9 protein-coding genes are annotated in these 14,173 nt (G+C 60.5%); 3 read left to right on the top strand and 6 right to left on the bottom strand.

Features of this window, described 5'->3' with window-relative positions; genetic code table 11:
- Positions 1-198: 198 nt before the first annotated feature.
- From QMX93_RS26100 to QMX93_RS26075, 6 genes are read right to left on the bottom strand one after another with little or no spacing between them, the layout of a single operon-like run.
- Positions 199-1,011, bottom strand: coding sequence for a DUF2135 domain-containing protein (locus QMX93_RS26100; RefSeq protein ID WP_282358443.1), 813 nt, complete (start codon positions 1,009-1,011; stop codon positions 199-201).
- A 3-nt stretch (positions 1,012-1,014) separates the two neighbouring features.
- A complete protein-coding gene (locus QMX93_RS26095) occupies positions 1,015-2,634 on the bottom strand; it encodes a DUF2300 domain-containing protein (RefSeq protein ID WP_282358442.1) in 1,620 nt (539 codons plus the stop codon).
- Between the two features lies 1 nt (position 2,635).
- Positions 2,636-7,201, bottom strand: coding sequence for an alpha-2-macroglobulin (locus tag QMX93_RS26090; protein WP_282358441.1), 4,566 nt, complete (start codon positions 7,199-7,201; stop codon positions 2,636-2,638).
- On the bottom strand, positions 7,198-7,848 hold the full coding sequence (locus QMX93_RS26085; protein ID WP_282358440.1) for a DUF1175 family protein: 651 nt from the start codon (positions 7,846-7,848) through the stop codon (positions 7,198-7,200). Before QMX93_RS26085 ends, QMX93_RS26090 begins: the two co-directional genes overlap by 4 nt.
- Positions 7,833-9,545, bottom strand: coding sequence for a DUF2138 domain-containing protein (locus QMX93_RS26080; RefSeq protein WP_282358439.1), 1,713 nt, complete (start codon positions 9,543-9,545; stop codon positions 7,833-7,835). Before QMX93_RS26080 ends, QMX93_RS26085 begins: the two co-directional genes overlap by 16 nt.
- A gap of 40 nt (positions 9,546-9,585) precedes the next feature.
- Complete coding sequence (locus tag QMX93_RS26075) at positions 9,586-10,377, bottom strand: DUF2135 domain-containing protein (protein WP_282358438.1); 792 nt, start codon at positions 10,375-10,377, stop codon at positions 9,586-9,588.
- 598 nt (positions 10,378-10,975) lie between these two features.
- On the opposite strand from QMX93_RS26075, the gene QMX93_RS26070 reads away from it, so the two are divergent.
- The 3 genes from QMX93_RS26070 to dxs all read left to right on the top strand — a co-directional run bounded on the left by QMX93_RS26070 (position 10,976) and on the right by dxs (position 14,092).
- Positions 10,976-11,218, top strand: a complete 243-nt coding sequence (locus QMX93_RS26070; RefSeq protein WP_003228627.1) for an exodeoxyribonuclease VII small subunit — start codon at positions 10,976-10,978, stop codon at positions 11,216-11,218.
- Positions 11,215-12,102, top strand: coding sequence for a (2E,6E)-farnesyl diphosphate synthase (gene ispA, locus QMX93_RS26065; RefSeq protein WP_282358437.1), 888 nt, complete (start codon positions 11,215-11,217; stop codon positions 12,100-12,102). Before QMX93_RS26070 ends, ispA begins: the two co-directional genes overlap by 4 nt.
- A 91-nt stretch (positions 12,103-12,193) precedes the next feature.
- Positions 12,194-14,092 carry a 1-deoxy-D-xylulose-5-phosphate synthase gene (dxs, locus tag QMX93_RS26060; protein WP_282358436.1) on the top strand — a complete coding sequence of 633 codons (1,899 nt, stop codon included), beginning with the start codon at positions 12,194-12,196 and terminating at the stop codon, positions 14,090-14,092.
- Positions 14,093-14,173 lie beyond the last annotated feature (81 nt).

The raw sequence follows: 14,173 nt of genomic DNA, 5'->3' as shown, positions 1-14,173 counted from the left end.
GAATCTCAAGGAGTTTTCCGTTTCGACTGCGCCGGAAGTGGGGCGAATTATAGACGTCTGGGATCTGCCGTCAACGTCTATTTTCATATTTCTGTCACATTGGTCAAAAAAGCCCGCAAACACGAAGACCGACCCCAAGGGGTCGGCCTTCGTAGCCCTGCTCTTCTATATATAAGCTGCGATCGCTGTACCTGAGCCTCACGGATAGCTAAACGACTTAACCAACGTCAACTCCCCCACCGCGCGCATCGGGATAAGGAACGTCTCCATCTTCTCGCTCGGTGTTCCCTCTTCAGTGATCACCGTTACCTGCGCCGTGGTTAACGGCTGCACCGCGTCATCCCCTCCCTCTTCATCTCCACGATAGCCACCGCCGTAATAATTCACGTAAACCAGATACTGACCCTTGATCGGTGCCGGCATGGCGAAGATTTCCGGGCCGTAACCAGTGGTGACGTCGACATCCAGCGCTGCACCGTTTGGCGCGACGCGATTGCCGTACCAGATGTGCGCGCCATCGGGCGTCACCAGATGCAGGTCGAGGTCGGTACCGTCGCTGTCCCATGCCAATAAAACGCGAAGCTTGGCCGGGGTCGCGCCCCCGCTGGTGTTGAGAAACTGCGTGCGGTGTCGATGCTGACCGTCGGGACTGCGCACTTCGACACTGTTGCTGCCATTGGGGAAGGAGAACGGTCGGTCAAAACGTCCGGATTCGTCGATCTTCAACGGCATGCTCACACCGTTGACGATCAATCGACCCGGCTCGTTGCCCTTCGGCGTGGCTTTGATCTCGCCACTGATGCGCGCGGTCTTGGCCTGGCCAACCGGCGTGTTCACTGACGAGGCCGGGTAGTTGACGGTCTGACGAAAACTTTCGCCCTCGCCTTCGGGCGCGCCGCTGCGCCAGCCACCGACCGGCGTGTCGAGTTTGACGCTGTCTGCAGCCATGGCCACGGGCAGCACATTAAAGGCACAGAGCAGCAGCAAGACCTGTGGATAACGGAGTGTCATGGTCTATTCCAGCAAAAGGTGACGGGCGAGCCCTTCGATGTAGGTTTCATCCTGGCCATTGGGGTGTGCTTCAAAGGCCAGGTGCAGATATTCGTGAGTCAGATCGAGGCGATCCTGCAAGGTCAGCACGCCGCGCACATAAATGCGCTGGCGTTCGCGGTCGACGTAAGGTCGTCCGAACGCGAGTTTGCACACGGCAAATGTGCTGACTTCGTTGTAGCCGGTTTCGCTGTCCAGTTTTGGCCGCCAGCCACGACGCTGTTTTTGCAGCCAGTCCTGCGCGCCGGGCAATGCTTGGCAAGAAGCAGTCGGGTTATCCCAACGGCTGAGGCTGGCGCGCGGATAGGCGTGTAGCAAAATCGCGTCATATCGTTGCCCCGCATTCGCCTGCTCGACAGCCTGCTGCCAAGAGAGTTTGTCCGGGCCGGGCTGATCCGAGTGATAAGTGACCGTGCTGCCGGCCAATACCAGATCGGCTGTCCACGCGGCAATGTTGCGCGATTCGACAGAGGCCGGACGCGGCGCAACTCGCTGCCGATTGCTGCTGTCATCAATGCTCAGGCAATCGCCATTGCGCGTCGCGTTCTGCAATAGATAGGTGCGAATGGCGACGGCAAGCGCTTTGGCAGCTTCAGCGGGTTCGGCTTTGGCTTCGCGCTCGAGGACTCGGGCGACGTATTCTTCGCGATCCACGCGGGCGACGAGTTTGTCGTTGAGCAGAAACAGTTCGCCGTCGCTGTGGATATCCAACGCGTTGCCGTTGGCGAACTCGACGCGGTAGTCACCCAATAATGAACCCGATGCCGCGATACGTTCGCCCGCTAAAACCCTCGAAGCCGGATATTTCGAAAACAGGCCGACTTCTACACAGCGCCCCGCTTCCGCCGGCCATACCACTGGCAACACGGTCGACAGCGCCTGCCCGAAATGACGCAAGACCATCTGACTGGTGCCGCGCCCGCCCGCCCAGATCGGCGAGCCGTCAGCCGTCCACCCCGCAAATCCACCCTGCCGTGACTGGGGATCCTGATCGCCGAGCCAACTCCAGGTTTTCACCCGTAGACGTCCGCCCAGTTCACCGACGACATTGCCGTCCGCTGCATTAAGCAGCACATCGAGCAGTACCCGCCGCGCCTGATCCTGCGCCGGCAAAGTCGCCAACACGTTTAGCAACTCAATTACAGAAACTCGTTGAGCGGGCTGCACCGATGGCAAATCCAGCAACCACGACGGCGCCTGCCGCGCCTGCCAATAAGCACGCCAATCCCCAGCCGCTATCCCCAACCGCGAAGGCTCGAAATACAACCCGCAAGACTTCACCAACGCCTGATCACGTTCGATCTTGCCGCCCGCCGTGCAGCAATAAACCTCTTCCTTCGACTGCCCGCGACATTCATATGCCGGTTCCTGCGCGCCGGTATCCACCAGCCACGCATAGACGAACAACTTCCACAGACTGCCCAGAGGCGTGTCCAGCGTCGGTGGCAACGGTTCGCGAGCAATCAACTGCGTGTGATTCAGCGACAACAACTCGCCTTTATAAGCCAGACGCAGCGGCTCATCCTGCGCCGTCGCCAGCGCAGGCATCACACACAACATCAGCCACAGCAGCGAGCGGATCATGTCAGTTGACCGTGACCTGACCGAGCGCGGCTTTCGCTTCCTGGGCCTGATGCTGCGGCGCGTAAATCTGGGTGAAGCGCACCGGCGGCAGGTTGAACTGGCCTTTCTGCGAGAAACGCACCAGATGACGCAGACGCAACTCGCCGCTCAGCGCATCCACCGGCACCGCGTAAGCCAGTTGTCCCGGTTCGAAGCGCGCCTTCTCCAGCGCGGTCGGCTCAGTGCCTTCCTTACCCTGCAACTTGATCCCCCACGTTGTGCGCTCGACATCGGCACCCGGCGGCAACGGCACTTCGAGCATGCCGTAACGCAGCGGCTTCGGCGCTTTGCTGGTGAGGATCACTTCGTCCAGATACAGGCTGTCGCTGGACAACGGCTTGCTACCGACCGGCTCCAGTTTGAAGGTGAAGGCTTCGTCGCCCGGCACCAGTCGCGACAGACGACGGGTGATAGTCACGGCCATCGGATCGACCGCCGGTTGCTGAGTCTGGAAGCTCAGCGCCGCGCGCAATGGACGCTCCTGAGTACCGGAAACCGTCAACACGCTTGGCACCGGCGTCGCGCCCTGCCACGTCCAGTACATCTCACCGGTTGCACCGTAGTTTTTCTTCCAGCCTTCACCCGGCGTCAGCGCGATGGTCGGCGAGGCTTGAGCGATGCTGCGCTGCAGCCAGGCCAACGCCAGCGCTCGCTCCAAAGTCGATTGCTGCGGCAACAGACGTTGCAACAAAGCCTGCGCGCGCACCTGATCAAACGGTTGCAGCGACAGATTCAGCGCTTCGGCAAATGGCTGCGAACTGACCGACAGACGCTGTTGCGCAGCGCCCACCTGACGATTGAAGGTTTCCGGCAAGGTCACTTTCGACTGCGCAGCCAACGCGGCGGTCAACACCCGCGCCGCCGCCAGACCGAGCGCCGAATCCGGATCGCTCATCACCAGACTGTCCTGGCCATCGTCGAGCATGGTTTCGGCATTGCCTTCACCAGCCTTGGCCAGATCCTCCATCAATCCTGTCAGCAACGTATTCACCGGCAGATGCATCTGCTTGGCGAACGACAGAATCAACGCGCGCTGCAGCAACGGTGTGTTCGGCGCTTGTTTGGCGTAAACCTCCAACACTCGCTGCCAGTGCTCCGGCGGCAAGGTCAGTTCCAGCACTTGGCTGGCGTTGAAGTCGGCGTAATAAGCGTAAGCGGTGAGGAACGCATCCGGCTCACCGTCGTAGCCCCACCAAGTGAAGCTCGCCGATGGCCCGGCCATTTGCACCAGACGCAGACGGCTGTTTTGCATGATCAGGCGCAAGCGATCGCGGATCTGCGGGTTCGACGCCAGCGATGGATAAGCGATGCTCAACGGCAGCAAGCGGCTGGCCGTTTGTTCGACGCCGCCGTACGGATAGCTGAGCAGATCATCAAGCGCCGAGCGGAACAGCGCTTGCGGACTGTCGTCCAGACGCAAGCGAATATCGGTGGCATCCACTGGCAGGCTTAACGGCGTATCGCCGCTGGCGACGTCGAGACTTTGCGTCTGCGTCACTTGCCAGCCATCACCCGTCGCGCTGAGGCGTACAGCCAAGGCATCAGCAGTTTTACCGTCCTGCACCAGTTCCGCAGTCCATTCGCTGGAAGCCAATGCGAACCCTGGCAGTGGCAGGTAATTGATGCCGTTGTTCAAAGTCACCGGCAGACGCTGTTCGGTGCCAGCGTAGTGAGTGACCAGTTCAGCCTTCACCGGTTTCTCGGCCTGACTGAACGCGAACACACCAAGCTGTGGCTGATCACCTTTGCGGAATTTGCTCGGGCCACTCCACTTCAGGTAGAGCGGTTTTTCCGAGCGCACGAACTGCTTCTTCTGCCCGACCTGACCGTCGTCGGCGATCGCGCGGGCGGTGATGCGCCAGCGGGTCAGCGAGTCTGGCATCTTGAAGGTGAAGCGGGTTTTGCCGTCGGCACCGGTCAACAACTCCGGTTGCCAAGCGGCGGTGTCGACGTCTTCACGGCGCGGACGCTCGAGCACTTTCACCCCGCGCTCACTGCGGTTGGCTTTGCCCGGCGCACCCGGACTGCCCGGCAGCGCGACGTCATAACTGATGAACGACAGGCTGGCGCTGGTGCGCACGTTGTTGCGGCGCGGGTGATAGAAGAACTGGTCGATGGTCGGCGCGACTTCCGGTTGCAGCGCGTAGACCATTTCGTCGACAACACTGACGGTCAGATGCGCGGGTACCGCTTTGCCGGCGAACTGCGTGGTCAGGTCAACCGTGACGGTGTCGCCCGGCAGATAGACCTGTTTGTCAGTGCTGATCGCCACGTCGATTTGCGGCGCGACCACTTTGATCCCGGCATTCTGGAAGCTGTACTGACCGCCCTTGGTGTAGAGCACGGAGAAAGTCAGGTTCGGCGCGAAGTTGTCTTTCACCGGGATGCGCGCGCGGTACTGGGTGTCGCTGAGTTTTTCCAGTTTCAGCCAATCACCGCCCTTGGCCAGCAGCGCGGTGGCTTCGACTTTGTCGCGCTCCAGCGACAGCAAGGCATCGCTGACCGGCTCCGGGAACGTGATCAGCGCCAGCGCCTCATCGCCAGCCTTGTACTCGGGTTTATCGAGGACGATTTCCACGGTGCCCGGCACTGCTTTCACACCATCGCCAGTGACCGAATGCCCGGTGGCACCGAGCACGCGACCGTGTTGGTCTTTCAAGGTCAGGTTGTAAGTGCCGGGACGATCAAACACCAGACTGAAGCCCTTGTCCGTCGCCGCGAGTTTGCCTTCGCCCGTGCTCTGGTCTTCCAGGCGCACCCAGCCGTAAGTGCTCGGCGTCACCGCTTTGCTCTGCTCGCTGCCGCCCTCGTTGGCGTAGCTGAACGCAACCTTGTCGCCGACCGCGCTAAAGCGTTGCGGCGCGCTCAAGCGGAAGCTTGCGGCGCCACGGTCAATCAGGATTTCCTTGGTGGTCTTGACCCGATACGCCGCGCCATCGCTGGCAAACACGGTGAGCATGTAGCGGCTCGGTTTGTCGGCGGCCGGCAGGTCGAGGGTCGCGTTGCCCTTGCTGTCGGTGGTCAGTTCGGTGCTGGTCAGTTCCACCGGGAATTGCCCGAGGTATTGCAGCTCGTTGTCGACCATCGACAGTTGTTGGGCGCGCAGACTCAAGGTCAGTTTGGCGTTGGCCACCGGTTTGCCGTCCGGGTACAGCAGCACCAGACTGCCCTTCACCGGTTCGCCGGTGCGGTAATCCTGTTTGGCCAGGTTCAGCGAAATCTCGAAGTGCGGCTTGATGTACTCGGCTACACGGAAAGCGCTGCTGTAGGCCTGATCCTTGTAGTTGAAACGAATCTCGTAACCGCCCGCCACCGCGTTATCCGGCAACTGGAAGCGGCCCTGAGTGCCGGCCTTCGAATCGAGTTTCAAATCGAGGCGCTGCAACTCGGTGCCCGTCGCATCCAGCACCGCGACGCTGACATCCGCCGCCCCCGGTAACACCGAATCCCGCGCATTCTTGAACTCTCGGCCAACGATCTTCAACGACACCCAATCACCCGGGCGATACAGCGGCCGGTCGGTGAAGGCATACAGTTTGGTGTCGTAGATTTCGCTGTCGTAATAGAAGTTTTCGGAGACGAACACCCCGCCCTCTTCGTCCTCGCCGATGACGAACGAGCGCTCAGGGCTGACGTGTTTCAGGCGCAGCAAACCATCGGCATCGGTCGCGCCGCTGCTCATCACGCCGAGGCCGTCAGTCCACAGCACATTGACCTTCGGCACCGAGCTGCCTTCGTGTTTGCGCGCGGCCCAGACCAGCAATTCATCGCCGGCAATCTTGCTCACCGCGACGGTGTTGGAGACGAAGACCATGGTGGTCGCGCGGTACTTGCCGATCAGTGCTTCGACCAGATACAGACCCGGCTTCAGATTGCCCAACGGGATGTAAACGTTGCCCGGTGCGACGCTGACGAAATCACTGGAAGACCCGGCAAGATTCACCCCTTCCGGTGGCTGAATCGGTTTGGCCTGCCACAACGGATAGCGGAACTGGCTGACCACCGGCAGACCCGGAATCAACGCAAATTGCGGCTGCGCGTCGTACGGCGTCGGTGCGGCGATGGCGTTGCCCATCTTCAGTTCCGGCACTTCCTCGGTGACCTGTTTGCGCGACTCATAAGAGAACGCGCGCTGCATCACCCGACGGGATTTGCGGTACCAGTTGTCCCACAGGTACGCGAGGGTGTTGGACAAGCCTTCGCCCTTGAACTGGCCATCGCTGACCACGCGGTGCAGGTTCTTTTGGCGCTTGAGGAAGTCCAGCGGTTTGTCGATGCGGTACACACGAATGTCGGCGCCGCCATACGGTTCCATACGGAATCGACGGTAATCGCGGCCCGGCGCTTCGAGGCGAACCATTGCCTGTTCATCACTGGCGAAACTGCTGTCGGCGAGCAGGAAAAAGCTTTCACCGGAGACCGGCGTATAACCGCTCGGCTCGACGGTATCTTCGGCATTCACTGCCGAAAAAGGCAGGGTTAATACCAACAGTAGGGGCAGGAAACGCAACATGCGGGCACCGGTCATTGGGAGAGAAAGTTCAGTCGATAGACGCCGATGAAGTTGGGGTTGGCTGCGTCGGGTATCCATCGGGTGTCCTTCCATGTCATGAGTTGCTGCAGGCTTGCCGAACGCATGCCGTTGTCAGTCGGGGTGGTGGTGCCGGTGTGATAGGCGATGTAGCGGCCCATCCAGATCATCAGGTGCTGGTCGTCGCCCTGATCGAAAAACATCAAATCACCCGGCCGCGCCTGCGACACGTCGCGGCTGACCAGATGGCTGTTGAACTGAATCAGTTTGATCGCGTTGACGTAAGGCCCGACCTTGCCGCCACCCTGCTGCCATTGCTGGGCGAGCTTGCGTTGGTCATCGGTCAGCGACAGCTCCGGCGGCAGATAACGATTGGACAGGCCATTGCTGCGCAGCCATTTATCGTCGTGGACTTTCAGCGCTTCGTTGGCGGCGAAACGCACCAGCCCGGCGCAATCCTGTTGATACCAGCGCGGGCTCGGGCCCTGGCTCAGTTGCTCCTGAGCGATGCGCACGAACCAGGCGCGAAACACCTGGGACTGTGCCGGATCCAGCGCCGGCGCCTCGACGGCTCGGGCACCCGCACTGAGTAACAGTGCGAGCAAACCGAGACTGCGGATCAGTGTCGTCACAGTGCTTTCCATTCCAGCGGCAGCCATTGCCAGTGACCGTCAGGCTCGCTGCCTTCGGGCAAGGTCAGCGCGTATTTGCCGTAACCGCCGAGGGTGCGCAGTTTCGGGATCAGGTAGGTTTGCGCGGCGTTGTAAAACACCGGTTCCATGTCCTGCGGCAGGCTGTCGAGGGTTTCCTGCTGCATCAGTTGCGCCATCGAATCCGGGCCGAAGTAGATCGGCATCAGCACATCTTTCGGCAGCACGTCGGCCATCGGCGGGAAGCGTTTGTCGAGGGTGCCGAGGGCCTTGTCGACGAGTTTGTCATCGAGGGAGAAGAGCAGCGTCGAACCGTGGCGCGCGAGGCTGACTTTCATGAACGCCTTGCCGGAAATAGCCTCCGGGTTCTCGGCATCTTTGGCTGCGTAAGGGCCGAAGTTGGAGCTGACCTGACGCTGCCAGACATGGTTCAGGCCTTCCTGTTTCTCGACCACCGGGAATACGTTTTCTTCAACATCGGACTCAAACGCGCCGACCATCGAGCCGAACAATTTGCCGAGGTCGCCGTCGAGTTTGCCGCTGTCTTCATCTTTCAGACTGGCAACCAACAGCGGCGTGTACAAACGCGAATCGGCATACCAGCACAGGCCCGCTGCACCCGCGACATGTTCGGTGAGGGTTTGCGCCACGGCCTCTTCGGCACCGAGTTTTACCAGCAGCGGTTTTTGCGGTTCGGCCGCGACCGGCAAGGTCACGCAGGCACTGGCACCGAGCGGCATCGCCTGCCAGACCGGTTTGAAATCGAAGTCCGGCTGGTTTTCCAGTTCGTCCATCGCGAGGTAGCTGTGCCAGCCCTTGTCGTCCATGTCGAAACGCAGCCCGGCGAAGTTCGGGATGAAACGCTGATAACCCATGGCGAGGACGCTGGAATTGACCGACAAGCGCTGTTTGGTTTCCGGGGTTTTCGCTGGCAGACCGAAGGCTTCGGGGAACAGTTTTTCGCCATTGAGCAGCGCCGCGAATGCCTGCGGTGAAACGTGACCCGACTCTTCGGAGGCGCCGCTTTCCGGGTCGTAATACTTGGCCGGGTTGGACAGCACCACCAGTTTGTCGCCGTGAGAAGCGAACAGCAGGGCTTTGCTCGCGTTGTAAGTCAACTGATAGAGCGGCACGGTGTCGCCACCGACCTTGATTTCGGCAATCTGGCTGAGTTGCGTGTCATCCAGTGCGACCTTCGCCAGCGGCTCGAGCAATTTGGCCAGACCGCCGCGATCCATCACCAACAGGAAATCCTTCAGGCGACCATCCGCCCCGCGCCACAGCGCCACGTCGGCCGGTTGATCGAAAAGCGCTTCGATCAGGCTGTCCTGCAACTTCAGATCATGCTCGTAGATGATCCGGCGCAGGCTGCCGATCAGGCCGAGACGATCGGCGTGGGTTTCGTAATAGAAGACGAAATCTTCGGTGAGCGTGGCTTTGAGGAACGGCACGGTCAGCAAGTCTTTGGGCAACTGGCTCAGGGAATGTGTTTCAAGCAACGCGTCCGGACGGCTCAGACCGAGCTTGTCACTGGCCAATTCCGCTGGCGGCGCCTTGGGTTTGAGCAGCAGCCAGCCAAAACCACCCGCCACGCCAGCCACCAGGCACAACCCGGCCAGCAGCAATGGCCAGCGCCGCGAAGGTTTCGCCGCTGGCGTGTCGACAGCCGAAGTCACAGTGTTTTCGCTCATCTTTTCAAAGCCCGATTTCATCCGTGCAGCGGGATGCTTATTAATAGTTGAAAGTCTTTACCAGCAGCAAATCACTGATCGCCCGCAGGGGCACGATGAACGTTTCGCGTTTTTCGTCGACGGTGTTTTCGTTGAGCACCAGCGTGATTTGCGAGGTGATCACCTCGTTCTGATTGCTGGTCTCCTCGAAGTTATAGCCGCCGTTGCCGAAGTTGCCCCAATAGTTGACGTAAACCAGATAGGTGCCATGCAGCGGCGCGGTCATGGTGAACATTTCCGGGCCGGGGCCATCGACGCCATCCGGGTCGAGCCCGCCGCCATTGCTCAGCGCCGGCTGCGCCCAAAACGCATGCTGACCGTCGGGCGTGACAATGTGCAGATCGAGTTCGGCTTTCGGATCGTCCCATCCCAAGACAAGACGAATTCGCGCCGGCGTGCGCAAATTGTTTGCTTCATAAAATTGCACACGCTTGAGCGACTGGCCTTCGGCGCTGATCACCTCGACGCTGTTGGAGCCGGCGCCGAACGCATACGGCCGGGCGAAACGCCCCTGGTCGTCGGTGTACAGATTCAGTGGATTGCCATTCACCGCAAGGCTGTGTGGCGGGCGCTGATGTCCGATGGCCTTGAGCTGACCCTGGATCATCGTGCGATTGCGCTGGATGCCGCGATCGATCGGCGGCGTCGGGTAGGCGATTTGCGGGTTTTCCGTACGATCGAGCAAGCCGTGATAGCGCCAGCCACCGACCGGTTCAGACAGTTCGGCAGTCGGCGCGGCCCACAGCACTGGCGCGCAGGCCAAACTGATCAACAGCAAAAGAAGTGAACGCATGTAATGCCTCCTGCCATGCCTGAACGAAACCTTGCACCCGATCCTCGGTACTTCACAGCGGTGAAACTGCGTTTCGTCTGAAAGACCCGTGACTGTCGGGTCGTAGAAGGCGCGAAGATTAGCCATTTGGTGGTTTTTTAACAATCGGATACAGGTGCGATGGCTGTAGGAAACTGGCCTTTTGAAGGTTGTGAGCCGATTAGGAAAGTTATTCGGCTCACAAAATGAGCCGAATAAGCCTCCGCATTCCAAAATCACCGCTAACCCTGTGGCGAGGGGATTTATCCCCGTTGGGCTGCGCAGCAGCCCCAAAAGCTACGAGCACCTATTTTCAGGTCTACCGAGTCAGCATTGATTTACGACTGCTGCGCAGCCGAACGGGGATAAATCCCCTCGCCACAAAGGATATTTGTTCTCACAAGGGATCTTTGTATTCAGATCAGATCTTTGTTCTGCACAAGGGATCCTTTCATTCAGAGGGATCTTTATCCTGCACAAAGGATCATTTGTTCTGGTGCGCATCACCCTTGCTCATTTGCCCACAACCCCCCTATCTGCTAGTGTCGCGCCGGTTTAACGTCAACCGGAAATCGCCGCCATGGCCCGCAAAAAAGCTGCACTGGATTTCGAACAGTCCCTCGCCGACCTGCAAACATTGGTCGAGCGTCTGGAGAATGGTGAATTGTCGCTGGAAGACTCGCTGACCGCTTTCGAGCAGGGCATCGGTCTGACCCGTGATTGCCAGGCAGCGCTGGCGCAAGCCGAGCAGAAGGTGCAAGTGCTACTGGAGCGTGATGGCGAACTCGCCGAGGAACCCTTCGACGCGGAACAGCCAGAATGATTGCAGCGTACACGGCGACCAGCCAGGGCCGGGTCAACGCGGCGCTGGAAACCCTGTTCAATGCGCCGCTGCCGGAACTGGCGCGGCTTTACGAAGCCATGCGCTACAGCGTGATGAACGGCGGCAAACGCGTGCGTCCGCTGCTGGCTTATGCTGCCTGCGAAGCGTTGGGCGGCAAGGCCGAGCAAGCCAACGGCGCGGCCTGCGCGGTTGAGTTGATCCACGCTTATTCGCTGGTTCACGACGATTTGCCGGCGATGGACGATGACGATCTGCGTCGCGGCCAGCCAACGACCCACAAAAAATTCGATGAAGCCTGCGCGATTCTTGCTGGCGACGGGTTGCAGAGTCTGGCCTTCAGCGCCCTGCTCGATCCGCGCCTGAGCGATTGCAGCAGCGATATCCGTCTGCAAATGGTCACCGCGCTGGCTCAGGCAGCAGGCCCGGCGGGCATGGTTGGCGGCCAGGCCATCGACCTCGGCTCGGTCGGCCTCAAGCTCGATCAAAAAGCCCTCGAACAGATGCACCGGCACAAGACCGGCGCGCTGATCGAAGTCAGCGTCAGACTCGGCGCTCTGGCCAGCGGCCGTGCCGAGAAAGACGAACTGCGTGCCCTGCAGACTTATGCACAGGCCATCGGCCTGGCGTTTCAGGTGCAGGACGACATCCTCGACGTCGAAAGCGATACCGAAACCCTCGGCAAACGCCAGGGCGCTGACATCGCTCGTGACAAACCAACCTACCCGGCATTGCTTGGCCTCGACGCCGCCAAGGCCTACGCTCTGGAATTGCGCGATCAGGCTCTGCATGCGCTGCGACCGTTTGACGCGGCGGCTGAGCCTTTGCGTGAGCTGGCCCGGTATATCGTTGAGCGGCGCAACTGAGCGCCGAGCAGCCAAAAAATACCAACGCGTGGGCAGGGGGCGATGCATCAGGTAAACTGCCGCATCTTTTATACCTATAACGATTCGCCTGATGCCCACGACGTTTCATGAGATTCCCCGCAAGCGCCCGACCACGCCCCTGCTCGACCGCGCGAATACGCCGGACGGCCTGCGCCGGTTAGGCGAAGCCGAGCTGGAAACCCTGGCCGATGAGTTGCGCCTGGAATTGCTCTACACGGTCGGTCAGACCGGTGGGCATTTCGGTGCTGGCCTGGGCGTGATCGAGCTGACCATCGCGCTGCATTACGTCTTCGACACGCCGGACGACCGGTTGCTGTGGGACGTTGGTCATCAGGCTTATCCGCACAAGATCCTCACCGGTCGTCGCGAGCGCATGGGCACGCTGCGTCAGAAGGACGGCATCGCGGCGTTCCCGCGCCGCGCCGAGAGCGAGTACGACACCTTTGGCGTCGGCCACTCCAGCACCTCGATCAGCGCAGCGCTGGGCATGGCGATTGCCGCCCGCCTGCAAAACAGTGATCGCAAAGCGATCGCGGTGATCGGCGACGGCGCGTTGACTGCTGGCATGGCTTTCGAGGCGCTGAACCACGCGCCGGAAGTGAACGCCAACATGCTGGTGATCCTCAACGACAACGACATGTCGATCTCGCGCAACGTTGGCGGTCTGTCCAATTATCTGGCGAAGATCCTGTCCAGCCGCACTTACGCGAGCATGCGTGAAGGCAGCAAGAAAGTCCTGTCGCGCCTGCCCGGCGCCTGGGAAATCGCCCGTCGTACCGAAGAATACGCCAAAGGCATGCTGGTTCCCGGCACCCTGTTCGAAGAGCTGGGCTGGAACTACATCGGCCCGATTGACGGCCACGACCTGCCAACGCTGATCGCCACGCTGCGCAACATGCGTGATCTGAAAGGCCCGCAGTTTCTGCACATCGTCACCAAGAAAGGCAAAGGCTTCGCCCCGGCGGAAGTCGACCCGATCGGTTACCACGCCATCACCAAACTGGAACCACTGGACGCCCCGGCCGCTGCGCCGAAGAAAGCTGGCGGGCCAAAGTATTCGGCAGTGTTCGGCGAGTGGCTGTGCGACATGGCGGCAGCGGATCCACGCTTGGTCGGGATCACCCCGGCGATGAAGGAAGGTTCGGATCTGGTGGCGTTCAGCGAACGCTTCCCGCTGCGTTACTTCGACGTGGCAATTGCCGAGCAACACGCGGTGACGTTCGCCGCCGGCATGGCCTGCGAAGGCGCAAAACCGGTGGTGGCGATTTACTCGACGTTCCTGCAGCGTGGTTACGACCAGTTGGTGCATGACGTTGCGGTGCAGAACCTCGACGTGCTGTTCGCCATCGACCGCGCCGGTCTGGTCGGCGAAGACGGCCCGACCCACGCTGGCAGCTTCGACCTGTCGTACCTGCGCTGCATCCCGGGCATGGTCATCATGACCCCGAGCGATGAAAACGAACTGCGCAAAATGCTCACCACCGGTCACCTCTACAACGGCCCGGCGGCGGTGCGCTACCCGCGCGGCAATGGCCCAAATGCAACCATCGAAAAAGATCTCGAACCGGTGGAAATCGGCAAGGGCATCGTCCGCCGTCAGGGCAACAAAGTCGCCCTATTGGTGTTCGGCGTGCAACTGACCGAAGCGCTGAAAGTCGCCGAGAAGCTGGATGCCACCGTGGTCGACATGCGTTTCGTCAAACCGCTGGATGAAGAACTGGTGCGCGAGATTGCCGGCAGCCACGAGTTACTGGTGACCATCGAAGAGAACGCGATCATGGGCGGCGCCGGTGGCGCGGTCAGCGAGTTCCTGGCGCGGGAGAACATCCTCAAGTCGATGCTGCATCTGGGCTTGCCGGATATCTACGTCGAACACGCCAAGCCTGCGCAAATGCTGGCGGAGTGTGGGCTGGATGAGGCCGGGATCGAAGCGTCGATTCGTCAGCGTCTGGCGCTGCTCGATAAATAAACGCAATACCCTTGTGGGAGCGGGCTTGCTCGCGAAAGCGTCGGATCAGTCAATGATGAGTTGACTGACACAGCGCCTTCG

Origin of the sequence: Pseudomonas sp. PS01303 (genome assembly GCF_029959385.1) — a bacterium.
Classification (GTDB): domain Bacteria; phylum Pseudomonadota; class Gammaproteobacteria; order Pseudomonadales; family Pseudomonadaceae; genus Aquipseudomonas; species Aquipseudomonas rustica.
The sequence above is the reverse complement of the archived record's forward strand: the minus strand, read 5'-3'. Positions and strand labels throughout refer to the sequence as shown.